The following is a 20271-nucleotide window of genomic DNA, read 5'->3' as shown; positions in this document are numbered from 1 at the left end:
ATGCGCAATATTATGCGCGGAACGCATGGTCCTATGCGTTTTGCGCGTGGAAACCTTGTTCGATGTCTTTGCTTGTGTTCGCCGCCGCCTTCCGTAGGATCGCGACATGAATTTCAAGCAGCTCGAAATCTTCAAGACGATCATGGATACCGGCTCGACGATGGCAGCCGCTGCCCAGCTCGGCCTGTCGCAGTCGGCGATCAGCCGCCAGCTCGCGTCGCTGGAAGAGGAGATCGGACGCGAACTTTTCCTGCGCGACAAGGGCCGTCTGATCCCGCGGCCGGAAGCGCATCTCCTGGTCGACGAGGTGGATGATGTCGCCGAGAGCGTCGCCCGGCTGCGCGTCAAGGTCGGCGACGTCCGCTCCGGCGCCTTCGGCGAGGCGCTGATCCGGGTCGCCTTCCCGCACAGCCTCGCGACCACCATGCTGCCGCCGATCCTCGCCCGCTTCAAGGCCGATCATCCGCGCGTCACGGTGGAAATCCTGAGCGGCCCCTATGATGCGATCGAGCGGATGGTGCGCGGCCGCGTCGCCGATCTCGGCTTCGTTCGACTGCCACCGGAGGAACATTCCTTCGACGCCCGCCCGCTCTTTGCCAGCGGCACGACCTGCGTGATGCCGGCCGGCCATCCGCTGGCCGCCAAGCAGGCGATCGACGTCAACGATCTCGCCCGCAACGACCTGATCCTGCTCGGTCGACAGCGCGTCAACCGCAACGAGCTGGAACACGAACTGCGCCGTATGGTGCCGACCTACCGCTGCAGCCTCGAAGTCCATTCGGTCGAAACGGCCTGCGCCTGCGCAGCCCAGGGCCTCGGCATCGCCATCGTGCCGTCGCTGATCGCCGAATTCTTTCGCAGCGATGCGCTCGCCATGCGGCCCTTCGTGCCGGACAAGATCGCCGATTACGGGATCATCACCATGCCCGGCGCGCCGCTGTCCTGGACGGCCGAGGCCTTCATCAACATCATCAAGACGAATTCGGGCGAAACCGCGCTCTAATTGCCGTCGTATGTTTTCCGGCGTTTTGCATTTTCCCGTTCGCGCTCTTATCAATTCGTATAGATGCGCGTTCCGCGGTTTCCCGTCTGAACGCAAGACGCTAAGTAATGCCTAAGGGAATACCGGGAGCAGACATGCGAGCAGTTCTGGGTGAGGTCGAAAAGCGCCGGGCGGAGGCAAGGCTTGGCGGGGGGAGCAAGCGTATCGAGGCGCAGCATGCCAAGGGCAAGCTGACGGCCCGCGAGCGCATCGAGGTCCTGCTCGACGAGGGCTCGTTCGAGGAGTTCGACATGTACGTGACCCACCGCGCGGTGGATTTCGGCATGGCCGAGCAGAAGGTCGCGGGCGACGGTGTTGTCACCGGCTGGGGGACGATCAACGGCCGCCAAGTCTATGTCTTCTCCCAGGACTTTACGGTTCTCGGCGGCTCGCTCTCCGAGACACATGCGCAAAAAATCTGCAAGATCATGGATATGGCGGTGCGTGTCGGCGCCCCGGTGATCGGCCTGAACGACAGTGGCGGCGCCCGTATTCAGGAAGGCGTCGCGTCGCTCGCCGGTTATGCCGAAGTCTTTCGCCGCAATGCAGAGGCCTCCGGCGTCGTGCCGCAGATTTCCGTCATCATGGGCCCCTGCGCCGGCGGCGCGGTCTATTCGCCGGCCATGACCGACTTCATCTTCATGGTGCGCGATTCATCCTACATGTTCGTCACCGGTCCCGACGTGGTGAAGACCGTCACCAACGAGATCGTCACTGCCGAAGAACTCGGCGGCGCGGGCACCCACACGAAGAAGTCGTCGGTCGCCGATGCCGCCTTCGAGAACGACATCGAGGCGCTCGAAGCCGTCCGCCAGCTCTTCGATTTCCTGCCCCTGAACAATCGCGAAAAGCCCCCGGTCCGCCCCTTCCACGACGATCCCGCCCGCATCGAGAACCGCCTCGACAGCCTGATCCCGGACAGCGCCGCAAAACCCTACGACATGAAGGAACTGATCTATGCGATCGCCGACGAGGGCGATTTCTTCGAGATCCAGGAAGCCTATGCGAGAAACATCATCACCGGCTTCATCCGCCTCGAAGGTCAGACGGTCGGCGTCGTCGCCAACCAGCCGATGGTGCTGGCCGGCTGCCTCGATATCGACAGTTCCCGCAAGGCCGCCCGCTTCGTGCGTTTCTGCGACGCTTTCTCGATCCCGATCCTGACCCTGGTGGATGTCCCGGGTTTCCTTCCGGGCGTGGCGCAGGAATATGGCGGCGTCATCAAACACGGTGCAAAACTGCTCTTCGCCTATTCCGAAGCGACCGTTCCCATGGTCACGCTGATCACGCGAAAAGCCTATGGCGGCGCCTATGACGTCATGGCCTCGAAACATATCGGCGCGGATTTCAATTATGCCTGGCCGACCGCCGAAATCGCCGTCATGGGTGCGAAGGGAGCGACCGAGATCCTCTACCGCTCGGAACTGGGCGACGCGGAAAAGATCGCCGCGCGCACCAGGGAATACGAGGAGCGTTTCGCCAACCCGTTCGTCGCGGCCGAACGTGGCTTCATCGACGAGGTGATCATGCCCCATTCGTCCCGCCGCCGCATCGCCCGGGCGTTTGCCTCGCTGCGCAACAAGCAGGTAACGACGCATTGGAAAAAACACGACACGATCCCGTTGTAATGCCCCCCGTTACAAGAGCGGCCGCAGCCACGAAATACCGCAGGAGACCATGATGCCCAAAATCCCCGAAATGACCAAACATCGTGGCTTTCCGTCGGGTTTAACTGGAACGCAGTGGCAGTTCACCATTCGCCGGGCGAATCCCAAGGTGACGGTGCTGGGACAATGGCCGCGCCATCCCAGCCGGGATCAGACGGTCGCCCTGGCCGATACCGCCTTCATGCATTCCCTTTGGCATTATTTCGGAGCGGAACCCTTTGAGCGCGGCAATCTCGATGGCGAACGCTTGTCGCGTTTGCTGGGACGGGAAGTGATCCCGGCAGATCGCGCGTTCGACCCCGCCTCCTACCAGGCGATGTTACGTATCAACGAGAGCCTGGCGCGGAAAAACTTTCCCCAGGCTTTCGAAGACGTTCTGGAGGTTTGATGGCGGCGTTTAAGAAAATCCTCATCGCCAACCGTGGCGAGATCGCCTGCCGGGTCATTAAGACCGCAAAAAAGATGGGCATTGCGACGGTCGCCGTCTATTCGGACGCGGATGCCGAGGCGCTGCATGTACGGATGGCCGACGAGGCGGTGCATATCGGCCCGGCGCCGTCCAGCCAGTCCTATATCGTCATCGACAGGATACTCGAAGCGATCAGGAAGACCGGTGCCGATGCCGTGCATCCCGGTTATGGGTTCCTGTCGGAAAACGCAGCGTTTGCGCAGGCGCTGGAAAAGGCCGGCGTCGTTTTCATCGGCCCGCCTGTCAAAGCCATCCAGGCGATGGGCGACAAGATCACCTCGAAAAAGATCGCCGCCGAAGCCGGCGTCTCCACCGTTCCGGGCCATATGGGCCTGATCGAGGATGCCGAGGAGGCGGTGAGGATTTCCGCCTCGATCGGTTACCCGGTAATGATCAAGGCGTCCGCCGGCGGCGGCGGCAAGGGCATGCGCATTGCCTGGAACGATACCGAGGCGCGCGAAGGTTTCCAGTCCTCCCGCAACGAGGCGAAGAATTCCTTCGGCGACGACCGCATCTTCATCGAAAAGTTCGTCGACCAGCCGCGCCACATCGAAATCCAGGTGCTCGGCGATCAAAACGGCACCACGCTCTATCTCGGCGAGCGTGAATGCTCGATCCAGCGCCGCAACCAGAAGGTCATTGAGGAGGCACCGTCGCCCTTCCTCGACGCGGCAACGCGCAAGGCCATGGGCGAACAGGCGGTGGCACTCGCGAAAGCCGTCGGTTATTTCTCGGCCGGCACGGTGGAGTTCATCGTCGACGGCGCCAGAAATTTCTATTTCCTCGAGATGAACACCCGCCTGCAGGTGGAGCATCCAGTGACCGAACTCGTCACCGGCATCGATCTCGTCGAACAGATGATCCGCGTTGCGTCAGGCGAGAAACTGTCGCTCAGTCAGGACGACGTCAAGTTGAATGGCTGGGCGATCGAAAGCCGGCTATACGCTGAGGATCCCTACCGCAATTTTCTGCCCTCGATCGGCCGGCTGACCCGCTACCGCCCGCCCGCCGAGGGCCGGCAGGACGACGATACCGTGGTGCGCAACGATACCGGCGTCTTCGAAGGCGGCGAGATCTCCATGTATTACGACCCGATGATCGCAAAACTCTGCACCTGGGCGCCTGATCGTCTGACGGCGATCGACGCAATGGGCAAGGCGCTCGACGATTTCGAGGTGGATGGCATCGGCCATAACCTGCCTTTCCTGTCGGCCGTCATGAGGCATGGCCGATTCCGCTCCGGAAACATCACCACCGCCTTCATCGCCGAAGAGTTCCCGGAAGGCTTTTCCGGTGTGCATCCGGACGGGGAGGCGGCAAAGAAGCTTGCCGCCATCGCCGTCCTGGTCAATCAGGCCCTGCAGGAGCGCGCGGTGCAGATCTCCGGCACGATCGGCAACCATCGCCGGGTGATCGGCAAGGATTGGGTGGTAACGCTCGCCGGTTTCGAGGAAGCCGTAACGCTCGAAACCGGGTCTGACGGCACCGGCGTCCGCTTTGCCGATGGAACGCAGCTTTCCGTCGCCGGCGGCTGGCTTCCGGGCCAGCAACACGCCCGCTTCCAGGTCGGCGGCGAGGCGATGGGCGTCAAGGTCAACCTCGTCGGCTCGGCCATCCGGCTGCGCTGGCGGGGCATGGACGTAACCGCCCGCGTGCGTTCCCCCCGCGTCGCCGAACTCGCCCGCCTGATGCCGAAAAAACTGCCGCCGGACACGTCGAAGATGCTGCTCTGCCCGATGCCCGGCGTGATCACATCCGTCGCTGTCAAGGAAGGCGACATGGTCGAGGCTGGCCAGACGCTGGCCACCGTCGAGGCGATGAAGATGGAAAACGTGCTGAAGGCGGAGAGGAAGGGCATCGTCAAGCACGTCGCCGCGAGCCAGGGCCAAAGCCTGGCGGTCGACGAGTTGATCATGGAGTTTGAGTAGGCTTGCTTCTACCGCCGATGCCGCAATCCCTCTGTATTCCAGTAAATAGCGATCGCAAGAGTAGGTGGATGCAAATATCGGGAGGTATTTAAGAATACAGTTACTTGGCAAAAATTTGCCTTGGTTCTTTCCTCATCTCGCTTACTCAAGCCTACAATCTTCCGCATTCCGTTGCGGGCTCACCGTTCAGCGGAACCAGTATGACGGGATAGAGGCTATTGACATGGTGACTGTACGATCGACTGAGCTAGGCAAGCCCGCAGCGCCCTACATCGGGGGTAAGCGCCTACTTTCGAAGAAAATTATAAGCAGCATCAACCAGATGCCGCATGGGATTTATGCTGAGCCATTCGTGGGCATGGGTGGAGTTTTCTTACGCCGAAACCCCCACCCCAAAATGGAGGTAATCAACGATATTAACGGCGATATTACAAATTTCTTTCGCATTTTGCAGCGCCACCATTCACAGTTCATGGAGGTGCTACGTTTTCAGATCACTTCAAGGCATGAGTTTGATAGGCTTTCGCACACCGACCCATCTACGCTTACGGATCTGGAACGAGCTGCACGCTTTCTTTATCTCCAATGCCTGGCTTTTGGAGGTAAAGTCCGAGGGCGGACATTTGGGGTATCGATGGGTGGCGCACGCTTTAATTTGCTGAGGTTAACGCTCCTACTCAGGGAAATCCATGCGCGGATGGCGGGAGTGGTGATCGAAAATTTGCCCTGGCGAAGCTTTATTGAGCGATACGACCGGCCAAATACGCTGTTCTATCTCGATCCTCCCTATTGGGGCCATGAGGATGATTACGGAAAAGGGGTATTCAGTCGCGATCAGTTCCGTGAAATGGCGGACGTTCTCTTACATCTCAAGGGCCGCTTCATTCTCTCGATAAACGACGTAGCTTACGTTCGGGATGTATTTGCCGAGTTCGAGGTTGAAGAGGTGGTTCTCAAATATTCCATCGGTGGAGAGCGAAATACATCGGCCAAGGAACTCATCATAACCGGGAAAGGTTCGTGACGGGTTTAGTTGATCGGAAATATTGAGCGAGCAAACGTTGAGGTACTCGCAGCGTTTCTTACACGCATGATACAACCGCATACTCGAGGAGCATTCGATGGCCGAGAAGACCGTAAAGGATTGGCAGGCGCTTGCCGAGAAGGAGCTGAAGGCTTCGCCGGAAACGCTCGTCTGGCACACGCCCGAAGGCATCGACATCAAGCCGCTCTATACGGCGGAAGATATCGAAGGCATCGATCACCTCAATTCGCTGCCCGGCATGAAGCCCTTCGTGCGAGGCCCGCGCGCCACCATGTATGCCGGCCGGCCCTGGACGATCCGCCAATATGCCGGCTTCTCGACCGCCGAAGCGTCGAACGCCTTCTACCGCCGCAATCTCGCCGGCGGTCAGAAGGGCCTGTCGGTCGCCTTCGACCTCGCCACTCATCGCGGTTACGATAGCGACCATCCGCGCGTCGAGGGCGATGTCGGCAAAGCGGGCGTTGCGATTGACAGCGTCGAAGACATGAAGATCCTGTTCGATGGCATTCCGCTGAAAGACATGTCCGTCTCCATGACCATGAACGGCGCGGTCATCCCGATCCTCGCCTCCTTCATCGTCGCCGGCGAGGAACAAGGCTGTTCGCGGGCCGAGCTGTCCGGCACCATCCAGAACGACATTTTGAAGGAGTTCATGGTCCGCAATACCTATATCTACCCGCCCGAGCCCTCGATGCGGATCGTCGCCGACATCATCGAATATACGGCAAAGGAAATGCCGAAGTTCAATTCGATTTCGATATCCGGCTATCATATGCAGGAAGCGGGTGCGACGCTCGTCCAGGAACTCGCCTTCACGCTGGCCGACGGCCGCGAATATGTCCGTGCCGCACTTGCCAAGGGTCTCAGCGTCGACGAGTTCGCTGGCCGGCTGTCGTTTTTCTTCGCGATAGGCATGAATTTCTTCATGGAGGCGGCCAAGCTGCGCGCCGCCCGGCTTCTATGGTCGCGGATCATGGAGGAGTTCAAGCCGCAAAAGGCGTCCTCGCTGATGCTGCGCACCCATTGCCAGACGTCGGGCGTCTCGCTGCAGGAGCAGGACCCCTACAACAACGTCATCCGCACGGCCTATGAGGCCCTGTCAGCGGTGCTCGGCGGCACGCAATCGCTGCACACCAACGCGCTGGACGAGGCGATGGCTTTGCCGACCGATTTTTCCGCCCGCATCGCCCGCAACACCCAGCTGATCCTCAGCCACGAAACCGGCGTGACGAAGGTCGTCGATCCGCTGGCCGGATCCTATTATGTCGAGAGCCTGACCAACGAGCTTGCCGAAAAGGCATGGGCGTTGATCGAGGAGGTCGAGGCCATGGGCGGCATGACCAAGGCGGTCGCCGACGGCCTGCCGAAACGGTTGATCGAGGAGGCCGCCACCCGCCGCCAGGCCGCCGTCGACCGCGGCGAGGAAATCATCGTCGGCGTCAATAAATACCGGCTGGAAAACGAGGACGAGATCGACATCCTGGCGATCGACAATTCCGCGGTCCGCAAAGGCCAGATCAAGCGGCTGAAGGAGGTTCGCCGGCAGCGGGATCCGAAGCGGGTGGCGGCGGCGCTCGCGGTCCTGGAGGAAGCTGCGGAAACCGGCGAGGGAAATCTGCTGCAGGTGGCGATCGAAGCGGCCCGCGCCCGCGCCACCGTCGGCGAAATCTCCGATGCGATGCGGCAAGCCTTCGGCGATCATTCCGCCGTGCCGGAAGTGGTCAGCGATATCTATGGACCCGCTTATGAGGACGATCCGGAATACAAGACGATCGTCTCGCGGCTTGGCAGCTATGCTCAAACGCTTGGCGCTAAGCCGAAGATCATGGTCGCCAAGCTCGGCCAGGACGGACATGACCGCGGCGCCAAGGTGATCGCATCGGCCTTTGGCGATATCGGCTTCGAGGTTCTTGCCGGCCCGCTGTTCCAGACGCCGGAGGAGGCGGCCGACCTCGCGGTCAGGCAAAACGTCCAGGTCGTCGGCATGTCGTCGCTCGCGGCCGGTCACAGAACTCTCGCGCCCCAGCTCGTCGAAGCGTTGAAGGCGAAAGGTGCCGAAAACGTCATCGTCGTGGTCGGCGGCGTCGTGCCGCGACAGGATTACGATTACCTGATGGAGCACGGCGTCGCCGCCGTCTTCGGCCCGGGCACCAATGTGCTTGATGCCGCAAACTCGATCATCGACCTTCTGGAAGGCAAGCGCCGCAATATCTGAGGGCTATTTCGCCGCCAGCATCGCCTTGGCGCTGTCGGCATCTGTGATCAGCACGTTGATCAGCCCGTTCTGCGCCACAGCCTGCAGGATCTTGTGCTTGTGCGGCCCGCCCGAGGCGACGATGCGGCAGCCGATGCGGCGAAAATCCTCCATCTCGGGGGCCAGCACCTGGCGGTTCAACGGATGATCGATCTCCTTGCCGGAGGCGTCGAGATAACGGCCCATTAGGTCGCCGACCGCCCCGGCTTGTCTGAGGATCTGTTCGGTCATGCCTTCCGGCAGGCCATAGCGCACCTGCAGCGACTGCTGCGATACGTCACCGACGCTGAGGTAAGCGACATCCACCTCGCAGATCTGCTTGAACGTCCGCTGGAACACTGCCTGGGAGATGATCGCATCGCGCGATTCCGGGCTCTCGGCATAGATCGGCGCCACGAAATAGCGGCACTGGGCGTTCAGCACTTGCGCGAAGCCGCGCACGATCTCGAACGTGTTGATTTCGGAGCCCTGCGTCAGTCCGCCCATCATCGAGCGCACCTTGATCTGCGGTTCGTTGAGCGAGGGGATGTGCTGGATCGTCTCGCGCAGCGTCGAGCCCCAGCCAACGCCGATCGAGGCGGGTTTCTGCGTCTGGATCAGCCGGCCGAGAAAGCCGGCGGCCCCGCGTCCGAGCACCGAATGCAGAAGCGCCGGATCCGTCGGCGTCGGCACCACGACTGCATCCTGCAGGCCGAATCGCTTGCGCAATTTCGCCTCCAGCTCGACGCTTTCGGCCAGCACGGAATCGAAGCTGATCCTGACGACGCCCGCTTCCAGCGCCTCCGAGAGGATCTCGTTAACACGCCGCCGCGTGATGTTCATCCGCTCGGCGATCTGCTGCTGGGTAAGGCTTTCCACGTGATAGAGCCACGCGGCCCGCACCATCAGCTCACGATATTCCATTGTCCCCACCTTTGAAGTATCATATGTCACATGTGTGTAACATGTGTAACCTAACCCATCCAAGTCATGGCTAACCCAGACTGATGGAGATGGCCAGAACCGAAACAGGGCGGGTCGCGTGAAAGACCCGATTATGGAGGGATCCGAAACATGGCTTCGACATATGTGAAATCGATAACCGGCCTTCTTGCCGCCGGCGCGCTGCTGGTGGGCGCGACGGGTGCGACTGCCGCCGACCGAGTCAAGATCGAATGGTGGTATGCGATCTCCGGCAAGCTCGGCGATACTGTCCAGCAGTTGATCTCCGACTTCAACAAGTCGCAGGACAAGTACGAGCTCGTCGGCACGTTCAAGGGCAATTACGAAGAGACCATGGCGGCCATGGTCGCGGCATACCGTGTCAATCAGCAGCCGGCTATCCTTCAGTCCGCCGAGCGCGGTTTCATGACCATGCTGAACTCCGGCGCCGTCATCCCGGTCGATCAACTGATGGCCAAGCAAGGCTACAAGATCGACTGGAACGATTTCGTCAAGCCGGTCGCCGGCTTCTATATCGTCAACGGCAAGCCGGCGGCGCTTCCCTTCAACTCGTCGACGCCGATCCTCTGGTACAATGCCGATGCCTTCAAGGCCGCCGGCTTCGATGCGCCCTCCGACACCTGGCAAGGTCTCGAAAAGCCGCTTTATGCGCTGAAGGAAAAGAAGATCACCAATTGCTCGATGGCATTGCCGGGTGATTTCCAGTGGAGCCTGATCGAGAACTATTCGGCGATCAACAACTATCCCTTCGCCACCAAGGCCAACGGTTATGCCGGCCTCGACACCGAATTCGTCTACAACAAGACCGGCGTCGTCGGCCAGGTTGCCCGTCTCAAGAAATGGGTTGATGACGGCGTGCTGAAGATCGCCGGCCAGGGCGTGGCCCCGATCAGCCTCTTCACCTCCGGCACCTGCGCGACGATCATCAACTCCACCGCCAGCCATTCCGGCGTCGAAGCCGACGCGAAATTCAAGTGGAGCGCTGCGGTCATGCCGCATGAGGAAGGCGCCGATGTCAGGAACGGCACGATCGGCGGCGCCTCGCTCTGGGCCGTCAAGGGCAAGTCGGAAGAGGTCCAGGCCGGCGTCGCAGCTTTCTTCAACTTCGTTGCCCAGCCTGATACCCAGGAATGGTGGAGCAAGGCGACCGGCTACGTTCCCGTCACCAATGCGGCCTATCAGAAGATGAAGGCCGAGGGTTATTTCAAGGATCATCCGACCCGCGAGATCGCCATCGAGCAGCTGTCGCGCGGCGAGCCGACCGATAACTCCCGCGGCTTCCGCTTCGGCAATCACAACCAGTCGACCGCCATCCTGATCGAGGAAATCCAGGCCGTGTGGACCGGCAAGAAGACCCCGCAGGAAGCGCTCGACAGCTCCGTCAAGCGCGGCAACGAAATCCTGCGCCAGTACGAGAAGCTCCATGCCGGCAAGTGATGCCATCATGACCAACAGCGAGGGCGCGGCGACGCGCCCCCGTTTCCTCTTGCGGCGGAGCCTGAGCTCCCTGGTCGGGACGTCGGAAGCGGGGCTCAAGGCTTCGCATTTCCGGCGGCCCTGGCTGGCCGCCGGCCTACTCGCGCCGCAGCTGCTGATCCTGCTCTTTTTCTTTTTCATCCCCACTTGGAAGGCGCTGTCACTCGCCTTCGTGCAGGTGGATCCGTTCGGCGGCACGATGATCTTCGTTGGGCTGGAAAATTTCACCACCCTGTTTTCGAGCCCCGAATATCGCGACAGCGCCATCCTCACGCTATGGTTCACGGTGGTGCAATGTATCGCCACGCTCGTCATCGCCGGGCTGCTCGCCTTTGCCACCGATAACGTCATGCGCGGCAGGGCCATCTACAAGGGTGTCATTCTGCTGCCGTATGCGATCGCGCCGGCAATATCGGGCGTGCTCTGGGCTTTCCTGTTCAACCCGACCGTCGGCCCGCTCGCCCAGATGCTGCATCAGCTGGGCTTCGCCTGGGACCCGAACCGCCGGCCGTTCGACGCGCTGCTGCTGGTCTCGGTCGCGGCGGTCTGGAAACATGTCTGCTATGATTACATCTTCCTCGTCGCCGCGTTTCTGGCCGTGCCAGCTTCGGTGATGGAAGCGGCCGCGATCGACGGCGCCCGTCCGGTCCGCCGCTTTTTCACGATGACGTTGCCCATGGCGGCGCCCACCATTTTCTTCCTGATCGTCATGAATTTCGTCTACGGGCTGTTCGAGACCTTCGGTATCATCGATACGGTGACGCGCGGCGGACCCGCCGGCAGCACCAACACCCTGGTCTACAAGGTTTATCAGGACGGTTTCCGGCAGCTCGACCTTGGCTCGTCTGCCGCCCAGTCGGTGATCCTGATGGCGATTGCCGTGCTCTTCACCATCCTGCAGTTCCGCGCCGTCGAGCGCAAAGTCAATTATCAGGTGTGACCATGGTCGAACGTGACATGGGCCTGTCGATCTTCTGCCACGTCGTTCTGCTGATCGGCGCAGCCGTCGTCTGCATGCCGCTCTATTTCGCTTTCGTCGCCGGCTCGCTGACGGTCGGCGAAGTGCAGCAGGTGCCGTTTCCGCTGGTTCCAGGCGGCCATTTCGTCGAGAACACCGTGCTGGCCTGGAACGAAGGCCAGTTCAGCCGGCTCTACGTCAACTCCCTCATCGTCACCGTCGGCATCGTCGTCGGCAAGCTCACGGTCTCGCTGATAGCCGGTTTCGCGGTTACCTATTTCCGCTTTTCCTTCCGCATGACCGCCTTTTGGCTGATCTTCATCTCGCTGATGCTGCCGGTCGAAGTCCGCATTATCCCGACCTATGAGGCGGTGGCCGATGCCGGCGGTCCGCTACGGGCGTTGTTTGATGCGATCGGCCTCACTGGCTTCGTTGCAGACGCCACCGGCTATCAACTCGACGCGGCGCTGCAATGGAACATGATCAACAGCTATGGCGGCCTCATCCTGCCGCTGATCGCCTCGGCGTCCGCGACCTTTCTGTTCCGCCAGTTCTTCCTGACCGTGCCGGACGAACTCTGCGAGGCAGCCAAACTCGATGGCGCCGGGCCATTGAAATTTTTCTGGGACGTGCTGTTGCCGCTGTCGCGCGCCAATATCGCGGCGCTGTCGATCATTCTGTTCCTCTACGGCTGGAACCAGTATCTCTGGCCGCTCCTCTTCACCACCGAAAAGGCGATGTCGACGGCGATGATCGGATTGAAGGACCTGATCCCGGTTGCCGACGCCCAGCCGGCCTGGAACATCGCCATGGCCGCTTCCTTTTTTGTGATGGCGCCGCCGGCTCTCGTCATCCTTCTGATGCAACGCTGGTTCACCAAGGGCCTGGTAGACTCCAGCAAATAGAAATGAGGTATTTCCAATGACCAATCCCATCATCGTCGGCCATCGCGGCGCCCGCAATCTCTGGGCCGAGAACAGCCTGACCGGCTTTCGCAACCTGCTCGGCCTCTCCGTCGAATCGGTTGAATTCGACGTGCATCTGAGCGCCAGCGGCGAACTCCTCGTCATCCATGACGCGACGCTTGACCGCACCACCGAGCGCTCCGGCCGGGTGACCGATCTTGCCGCCGGCGAACACCGCTCGGTGATCCTCAAGGGCACCGACGAACACATCCCGACGCTCGAAGACGTACTCGAAATCTACGCCCCGACCGGCCTCGAACTGCATGTGGAACTGAAGGCGGATGCCGATGGCAAGCCTTATCAAGGCCTCGAAGCCAGGGCTGCCGCGACGCTCGATCGTTTCGGCGTTGCGGAGAATTCCTTCCTGACCAGCTTCAGCGGCGAAGTCCTGAAGACGATCGGCGAGGTCGCGCCGCATATCCGCCGGCTTTCCTCGCTTAATCACAAATCCGTCCAGGCTCTCGGCCTGCGCCAATCCGTCGAAGCCATGCTGTTGGTCTCCGACGTGCTGGCGATCGAAAAGGCGCTGCTGCTGGAGGAATGGGAATTGCTCTCCGCGCTTGTCCCACCCGAAAAGCTCGGCGCCTGGGTTCCGAACGAACTGGAAGACCTGTCCTTCTGGCTTAAGCGCCCGCTCCGTCAGATCACTACCGACCGGCCGGACCTCGCGGTCAAGGCCCGCGAAGGACTGTTCGATGCCGCTCATTGATCGTCGAAGCCTGCTGCTGGGCGGATTGGCGGCAGCTGCCATCTGGCGACCGCTCGGCTCCGCCCGTGCGGCGAGCTTCAGCACCGATCCTTTCGCTCTCGGCGTCGCCTCCGGCGCGCCGAGAGCCGATAGCGTAGTCCTTTGGACGCGGCTGATCCTGGAGAACGCATCGGCCGCCACCTCCGCCGATCCCTTCGCCCCGGCGCCGAAGCCGAACCTCGATCCGATCGACGTGCAATGGATGGTTGCCGAGGACGAGGCTTTTTCAAAGCCGGTCCAGTCCGGCCTATTCCGTGCAGTCCCGGAATTTGCCCATTCGGTGCATGTGGAGGTCACGGGCCTTTTGCCCGGTCGCTGGTATTTCTACCGCTTCCGCTCTGGCAATGCGGAAAGCCCGGTCGGCCGCACCCGAACAGCACCGGCCGATAGCGTCGATAGGCTTCGCCTCGCCTTCGCCTCCTGTCAGCAATACGAGCAGGGGTTCTACAGCGCCTATGCCGACATGGACGGCCGCGACCTCGATCTGGTCGTCCATCTCGGAGATTACATCTATGAGCGGAGTTATGGTGCGCAGCTCGTGCGCAAGCACCAGACCGGCATACCATCGATGCTTTACGAATTCCGCGATCGCTACGCGCTCTACAAATCCGACCCGCAACTGCAGGCAGCCCACGCCGCCTTTCCTTGGCTCGCCGTCTGGGACGACCACGAGGTTACCAACAATTACGCCAATGACCGCGCCCCCGACGCGCCGAACCCGGCGGAGTTTCTCACCCGCCGCCGCGCCGCATATCAGGCCTGGTTCGAGCACATGCCCGTACATCCGAGCCTTGCTGCCGGGTTCGATGCGCTCCGCATCTACGACCACTATCGGTTCGGCAAGCTGGCCGGCGTGACGCTCCTCGACACGCGGCAATACCGCTCGCCGGAACTCGAAGGGTCTGCCGGCGACGACCGGCCGGAGCGGACAATGTTCGGCCCCGCACAGGAAGAATGGCTCGGCAAGACGCTTGGTGCCAGCCAGGCGAAATGGAACATCATCGCCCAGCAAACGCTGCTTGCCGAACGCGACACCAAGGCCGGGCCGGGAACCGCGTATAATCTCGACGGCTGGGACGGATACCGCGCCGCCCGCACCCGCCTCTTGGAGGCGGTGCAGGCTTCGGCGGTCGAGAACCCCGTAATCATCGGCGGTGACCTGCATGCTTTCTACGCCGCCGACATAAAGCGCGACTTCGCCGACGAAAAGGCCCAGGCAATCGCCAGCGAATTCGTCTGCGGCTCGATCACCTCGGACGCGCCGTCTGCCGCAAGCCTTGCGACCGCCCTTGCCGAAAACCCGCATCTCAAGTTTGCCTCGGACAAGCATGGTTATGCGATCATGCGCTTGAGCGAGCGATCGGCTGAGGTGGATTTCATCGGTGTCGCCGACCGTAAGCAGCAGAATTCCCCCGCCACCGTTTTCCAGAGCTTTGCCGTCGCCGACGGTTTGGCCGGCGTCAATCGACTTTGACGCTTCACCCAAGTTGGACTTTCATGCAGATAGATCTCCTGATTTTCGATTGTGACGGCGTGCTGATTAACAGCGAGCCGATCGCCAGCCGCACGCTTGCCAAGGCCCTGCAGGATGCCGGCGCCGCTATTACCGCCGACGAAGTGCTGGTCCGCTTTACCGGCAATTCGGCGAGCGCCATCCGCCGCATCTGCACTGAAGAGCTTGGCATTGCCGATCTGGATACGGTCTTCGAGGCCTGGCATCTCGACATCTATCCGGAATTCGCCCGCTCATTGGAGCCGATGCCGGGCATCGAAAAGCTCGTCCATGCGCTGCCGCATCGCAAATGTGTCGCCTCCAACAGTTCGACGGACCGGCTGTCGAAAAGCCTTGGTCTTTTGCCCCTCTGGAACGCTTTCGCGCCCTCCATCTTCAGCGCCGACATGGTGGCACGGCCGAAACCGGCGCCGGATCTCTTCCATCTCTGCGCCGAAACGCTCGCCGTCGATGCGGCCCGTTGCGTCGTGATCGACGACAGCGCCCACGGGATCACCGGGGCGAGGGCGGCGGGCATGACGGCGATCGGTTTTGTCGATCCTGCCGATCCGCGGCCCGGCCGCGCGAAGATCCTGGCGGAGGCCGGTGCCGTTTTCGTGGCGACCGGTGCCGACGAGCTTCAGGAAGCGCTCGCCCGGCTCGAAACCCCGCTCTCCGTGGAAGCCTGAGCGGCCACCTTCCGAACATCCGGCAATAAAAAATCCAAGGTGTCATCCGCCTGTAAAACTCCGGCCCTAAGAAACGCCCAGCAAGATTGCACGGCTGTGCAAAAGGGGGTTCGATGGAACGGGACGGTTTTCTGGAGTTGCGCGGTGTCGCCAGCCGTTATGGCGCCACGCAGGTTCTGACCGATATCGATCTGTCGATCGCCAAGGGGGAATTCGTGGCGCTGCTCGGTTCGTCCGGCTGCGGCAAGACCACGCTTCTGCGTCTGCTGGCCGGCTTCATCAGCCCTTCGGCTGGCGAAGTGAAGGTGCGCCATCGCGACGTGACTTACCTTCCGCCCGACAAACGCGGCATGGCGCTGGTTTTCCAATCCTATGCGCTTTGGCCGCATATGACGGTGGCGCAGAACATCGGTTATGGACTGAAGTTGAAGGGCATTTCTCGAACCGAGATCGCGGCCCGGGTCGCCGCCATGCAGTCGCTGCTCGGCCTCGACGGTCTGGAGGCGCGCAAGCCGCAGGCGCTCTCGGGCGGTCAGCGCCAGCGTGTCGCGCTCGGCCGGGCGCTTGCCATCGATCCGGAAATCCTGCTGCTCGACGAGCCGCTGTCGAACCTCGACGCCCGCATCCGCCTGACTGTGCGCCACGAGTTGCGGGCGCTGCAGAAGCGGCTTGGGATCACCGCGATCCATGTTACCCACGACCGCGAGGAGGCTATGGTGATGGCCGACCGGATCATCATCCTGAATGCAGGCAGGATCGCTCAACAGGGCACGCCGGAGGAAGTCTATAACCGTCCGGCCTCAGCCTTCGTCGCCGCCTTCATGGGTGCCGAAAATGTGCTTCTCCTGAACGGTGCGCCACAGGGTGACCAGTTCGCGATCGCCGCCGGCCCGGCCAATGCGGCCTGTTCCGTGCCGCTGCTCGGCCGTCCGCTGGCCGCCGGTCCGGTCGAAGCTCGCTTCCGCCCGGAGGCCGCGCGCCTTTTTTCGACCGACGATATCGCCGTGATCGGCCCCGGCATCACCTTCGGGGGCGAGGTCGCCGCCGTCAGCTATCCCGGCGGCTATTGGCGTCATGTCGTCAAACTCGGCGATCACGAGATCATGGCCGATGCCGAGCGCGCCTTCGAGCCGGGCGCCCGCGTCGCCGTGTTCGTGCCGGCTGAGGCGCTCTTTCTGTTCGGTTCGCCGGAGGCTGCTTCGGCCTCCCCCATTTCTCGGGCGCCATCCGGGAAAGTCCACGCCTGACCTTTCGATACCTCTGCCTTTTCAACTCACGGAGAAGCACTCATGAACAAGATGTCCTACGCAGCCTTGGCCGTCGCTTTCGCAGCCCTTCCGGTCCATGCCGAAGAGCTGACGGTTGCGACCGCCGGCGACCAGAACATGGTCGATTACATCAACCAGTATCTGGGACCGCTTTTCGAAAAGACCTATCCCGGCAACACGGTTCGCGCCGTCGGCACCGGTCCTGGCGACGCAGGTTCGCAGAAGATCCTCGAGCGTTTCGACGCCCAGTCTGCCGCCAAGTCCGATAAGTGGGATGTCGACGTTGCCGTCGTCCACGAAAAATTCGTCGGCCCGATGGTGACCAAGAGCTATCTCGACAAGTATCGCGGCGATATCGACACCGGCAAGCTCGTTTCGCGCGACAACGCCAAGATGGCGCTCGGCACCAATGTCGACGGTTATGTCATGCCGATGTTCAACAGCCAGACCGCGATCGCCTACAACCCTGCGCTCGTTCCGAACCCGCCGAAGTCCTATGCAGAACTCGCAGACTGGGCCAAAGCCCATCCGAAGCAGTTCGGTTATAACGGCATCAAGGGCGGCGCTTCCGGCGTCTCGTTCGTCATGGGCTGGATCTATGCCTTCGGCGGTGGCGATGCCAACACCCTGATGAACGGCCCGTTCAAGGAAGAAGAAACCAAGAAGTGGGATGCGGCCTTCAAGAGCCTCGCCGCCTTCACCACCAATGCCACGCTGACGCCCGGCAATGCCGGTACCCTCGACCTGCTGTCGCGCGGCGAGATTGCCATGGGTCCGGTCTGGGTGGACATGTTCTACTCCTGGCAGGCCAACGGCCAGCTGCCGCCGACCATGAAGCTGGTTCTGCCGGCCCCCGGCATGCCGGGCCAGCCGATGCACTACGTCCTGCCGGAAAAGGCGGCTCACAAGGCGCTGGCGGAGAAGTTCATTGCGCTTGCCACCAGCCCCAAGGTCCAGGCCGAAGGCATCGTCAAGCGTTTCAACTGGTATCCGGGCATCGACGCGGACAAGGTAAAGGTCGAACTCGACGACGCCACCTGGAACAAGCTGTTCGTCGACATCTCGCCGGCCGACCTTGCCGCCAAGGGCAAGCCCTTCCCGATCGCGCCCTACAACACCGCGATCCTCGAAGCCTATGAGAAGTCCGTGAAGTAAACAGTCAGCGTCTGCCCCTCATCCGCCTGCCGGCACCTTCTCCCCGCTCGTGGGGAGAAGGACCGATGCCGCGCCCTCTCCGCCCGATTGACGGTCGGGTGGGGCACGTCCCCTCTCCCCGCATGCGGGGAGAGGGTTAGGGTGAGGGGCAAACTTCAGCGAGCGTGAACCCATGCCAAAACGCCTCCTCGGTCTCCTTCTCGTGCTGCCGGCACTCGCGGTGATCGCCTTCCTTTTCATCCTGCCGCTGATCATGTCGGCGGTTGGTGCCTTCCAGGTGGAGGGGGCTTTCGGCTGGGGCAATTTCACCAAGACTTTCGACCTCTACACCAAGGACATCATCTTCACCGTCGTGATCGTCAGCCTGTCGACCGTGCTGATCGGCATCGCCTCGATCGCGATCGGCGGTTATCTGACGCTCGGCGAACATCCGGTCGCCGTCGCAATCCTGCGCTGGCTCTATCGTTGGCCGATGTTCATTCCCTTCATCGTCGTCGGCCAGATTCTCCGCACGTTCCTGTCGAAAAACGGCATGATGAACAATACTTTCATCAACCTTGGTCTCATGACGCCGCTCGATGCGGTGAGCTTCCTCGATTGGCGTGGCATCGTCATCGCCTTCGTCTGGAAGCAGACACCGTTCGTGGCGCTGCTCGTCGCCGGTGCCATGGCCTCCATCAGCCGCGATACGATCGAGGCAGCCCGCAATCTCGGCGCTTCGCGGCTGCGGCTCCTCGTCGAGATCGTCGTGCCGCAGGTGGCGATGACGCTGACGGTCGGCCTCATCCTCTCCTTCATCACCATGATGTCGGTTCTCTCGGTGCCGCTGATGATCAACGCCCAGTCGCCGACCATGCTGACCGCCGATATCGCCTTCCGGGTCAATTCCTACGGGGATTACGGCGTCGCCAATGCGCTCGGCCTGATCTCGCTCGTGCTCGCCGCCTCCGTCGCATGGATCTACCTGCGCGCCAGCCTCAAGGAGCGCGCATGACAGCCGCCCATAATCCCGCCGCCCGCAATCCTCTCGCGGCCCTCTGGTGGGTGCCGCGCGGCATCATCTTCGGGCTGATGGCCTTCTTCATCTTCGGGCCGCTCTTTAACCTGCTGATCTGGACGGTGGCTGAGAAGTGGTATTTCCCCCACAGCCTACCGCTGGAATACGGCTTCAGCTCCTGGGCAAAAGTGTTTGCACCGCGCGGCGGGGCGATGGAATCGCTGACCAATTCGCTGCTCGTGGCCCTGCTGACCGTTGTCGTCTCGCTCTTGCTGGCGATCCCTGCCGGCTACGCGCTGGCGCGGTTGAAACTGCCGTTCCGCGGCCTCATCCTGCTCGCCTTCCTCATTCCGCAGGCCTTTCCGAACCTGACGGTCTACGTCAACGTCGCCCGCATCTTCTACGAGATCAGGCTCAACGGCACGATTCCCGGCGTCGTGCTGGTGCATGTCTCGCACGGCCTCGTTTATGCGGTCTGGATCGCGACGGCCGCCTTTTCGGCGATCGACGCGGAACTCGAACAGGCGGCGCGCAATATCGGCGCCGGGGCCTTCCGGGCCTTCCTCGACGTGACGCTGCCGTTGGCGGCGCCGGGCCTGATGGCAAGCGCCATCTTCGTTTTCCTGGAATCGCTCGACGAATTCACCGGCAGCTATTTCGTCGGCGCGCCCGACGTGAACATGCTGCCGCTGCTGCTCTATACGACCGCTGCCGGCGGCAATTATCAGATCGCATCGATCACCGCCCTCTTGCTGCTCGTTCCCTCTCTGGTGTTCATGTTGATCGTCGAGCGATTCCTGAAGGCGGACGTCCTTTCGCGCGTGGGGCATTGAGGAAAGCATGAAGGACGAAAAACGGATGCGTTTCGTCAGCGCCGAACAGGTGGCGCAACTTGCCGGCGTCTCCCGCTCGGCGGTTTCCCGCACGTTTACGCCGGGCGCCAGCGTCGCGCCGGCAACGCGAGAAAAGGTGCTGCGGGCGGCGGAAGAGCTTGGCTATCATGTCAACGACCTCGCCCGCGGCGTGCTCTGACCTGCCACTGAGAATTTCCTCCAGAATGGATTAGAGTCCGGCCTGTTAAGGGACGGACGAATGAAGAAGCAGAGATTTACGGAAGAGCAGATTATCGGTATGCTGAAGGAGCAGGAGGCTGGCGTGAAGGCGGCCGACCTCTGC

18 protein-coding genes and 1 pseudogene are annotated in these 20271 nt (G+C 61.7%); 18 read left to right on the top strand and 1 reads right to left on the bottom strand.

Annotated elements, in window-relative coordinates; translation table 11 throughout:
• The first annotated feature begins 106 nt into the window (after positions 1-106).
• The 6 genes from AC1DLT_RS28250 to scpA all read left to right on the top strand — a co-directional run bounded on the left by AC1DLT_RS28250 (position 107) and on the right by scpA (position 8366).
• The gene (locus AC1DLT_RS28250; RefSeq protein WP_038591833.1) at positions 107-1003 is read left to right on the top strand and encodes a LysR family transcriptional regulator; all 897 of its coding nucleotides are present in this window, start codon (positions 107-109) and stop codon (positions 1001-1003) included.
• 134 nt (positions 1004-1137) lie between these two features.
• The gene (locus AC1DLT_RS28245) at positions 1138-2670 is read left to right on the top strand and encodes an acyl-CoA carboxylase subunit beta (protein WP_477488936.1); all 1533 of its coding nucleotides are present in this window, start codon (positions 1138-1140) and stop codon (positions 2668-2670) included.
• A gap of 52 nt (positions 2671-2722) precedes the next feature.
• Positions 2723-3097, top strand: coding sequence for a hypothetical protein (locus AC1DLT_RS28240; RefSeq protein ID WP_038549891.1), 375 nt, complete (start codon positions 2723-2725; stop codon positions 3095-3097).
• On the top strand, positions 3097-5106 hold the full coding sequence (locus AC1DLT_RS28235) for an acetyl-CoA carboxylase biotin carboxylase subunit (RefSeq protein ID WP_477488935.1): 2010 nt from the start codon (positions 3097-3099) through the stop codon (positions 5104-5106). The genes AC1DLT_RS28240 and AC1DLT_RS28235 overlap by 1 nt, the downstream gene beginning before the upstream one ends.
• Positions 5107-5329: 223 nt before the next feature.
• Entirely contained in the window at positions 5330-6130 is an 801-nt protein-coding gene (locus tag AC1DLT_RS28230; RefSeq protein WP_477488971.1) for a DNA adenine methylase, read from the top strand.
• 97 nt (positions 6131-6227) lie between these two features.
• Positions 6228-8366 (top strand): methylmalonyl-CoA mutase, encoded by a 2139-nt coding sequence (gene scpA / locus AC1DLT_RS28225; protein ID WP_477488934.1) that lies wholly within the window; start codon positions 6228-6230, stop codon positions 8364-8366.
• Positions 8367-8369: 3 nt separating this feature from the next.
• Here scpA and AC1DLT_RS28220 read toward each other — a convergent pair whose 3' ends face one another.
• Positions 8370-9308: a sugar-binding transcriptional regulator gene (locus tag AC1DLT_RS28220; RefSeq protein ID WP_247137817.1), complete on the bottom strand. Its 939-nt coding sequence runs from the start codon at positions 9306-9308 to the stop codon at positions 8370-8372.
• 150 nt (positions 9309-9458) lie between these two features.
• Here AC1DLT_RS28220 and AC1DLT_RS28215 point away from each other — a divergent pair, with 150 nt between their 5' ends.
• From AC1DLT_RS28215 to AC1DLT_RS28160, 12 genes and pseudogenes are all read left to right on the top strand, one after another.
• Positions 9459-10784 carry an extracellular solute-binding protein gene (locus tag AC1DLT_RS28215; RefSeq protein WP_477488933.1) on the top strand — a complete coding sequence of 442 codons (1326 nt, stop codon included), beginning with the start codon at positions 9459-9461 and terminating at the stop codon, positions 10782-10784.
• Positions 10771-11763, top strand: coding sequence for an ABC transporter permease subunit (locus tag AC1DLT_RS28210; protein WP_477488932.1), 993 nt, complete (start codon positions 10771-10773; stop codon positions 11761-11763). The genes AC1DLT_RS28215 and AC1DLT_RS28210 overlap by 14 nt, the downstream gene beginning before the upstream one ends.
• A gap of 2 nt (positions 11764-11765) precedes the next feature.
• Positions 11766-12686 (top strand): ABC transporter permease subunit, encoded by a 921-nt coding sequence (locus tag AC1DLT_RS28205; RefSeq protein ID WP_477488931.1) that lies wholly within the window; start codon positions 11766-11768, stop codon positions 12684-12686.
• Between the two features lie 16 nt (positions 12687-12702).
• Positions 12703-13455, top strand: coding sequence for a glycerophosphodiester phosphodiesterase family protein (locus AC1DLT_RS28200; RefSeq protein WP_477488930.1), 753 nt, complete (start codon positions 12703-12705; stop codon positions 13453-13455).
• Positions 13442-14968 carry an alkaline phosphatase D family protein gene (locus tag AC1DLT_RS28195; protein WP_477488929.1) on the top strand — a complete coding sequence of 509 codons (1527 nt, stop codon included), beginning with the start codon at positions 13442-13444 and terminating at the stop codon, positions 14966-14968. Before AC1DLT_RS28200 ends, AC1DLT_RS28195 begins: the two co-directional genes overlap by 14 nt.
• A 23-nt stretch (positions 14969-14991) precedes the next feature.
• Positions 14992-15675: an HAD family hydrolase gene (locus AC1DLT_RS28190; RefSeq protein WP_477488928.1), complete on the top strand. Its 684-nt coding sequence runs from the start codon at positions 14992-14994 to the stop codon at positions 15673-15675.
• A gap of 113 nt (positions 15676-15788) precedes the next feature.
• Positions 15789-16922, top strand: coding sequence for an ABC transporter ATP-binding protein (locus AC1DLT_RS28185; protein WP_477488927.1), 1134 nt, complete (start codon positions 15789-15791; stop codon positions 16920-16922).
• A 42-nt stretch (positions 16923-16964) separates the two neighbouring features.
• Entirely contained in the window at positions 16965-18098 is a 1134-nt protein-coding gene (locus tag AC1DLT_RS28180) for an ABC transporter substrate-binding protein (RefSeq protein ID WP_477488926.1), read from the top strand.
• A gap of 172 nt (positions 18099-18270) precedes the next feature.
• Complete coding sequence (locus AC1DLT_RS28175; protein ID WP_477488925.1) at positions 18271-19092, top strand: ABC transporter permease; 822 nt, start codon at positions 18271-18273, stop codon at positions 19090-19092.
• Positions 19089-19928: an ABC transporter permease gene (locus AC1DLT_RS28170; protein WP_477488924.1), complete on the top strand. Its 840-nt coding sequence runs from the start codon at positions 19089-19091 to the stop codon at positions 19926-19928. Before AC1DLT_RS28175 ends, AC1DLT_RS28170 begins: the two co-directional genes overlap by 4 nt.
• 7 nt (positions 19929-19935) lie before the next feature.
• A pseudogene (locus tag AC1DLT_RS28165) lies at positions 19936-20124 on the top strand (LacI family DNA-binding transcriptional regulator); the annotation flags it as partial.
• 63 nt (positions 20125-20187) lie between these two features.
• A partial coding sequence (locus AC1DLT_RS28160; protein WP_477488970.1) for a transposase occupies positions 20188-20271 on the top strand: 84 nt, incomplete at its 3' end.

This window comes from Neorhizobium sp. 05N33, assembly GCF_056397445.1.
The sequence above is the reverse complement of the archived record's forward strand: the minus strand, read 5'-3'. Positions and strand labels throughout refer to the sequence as shown.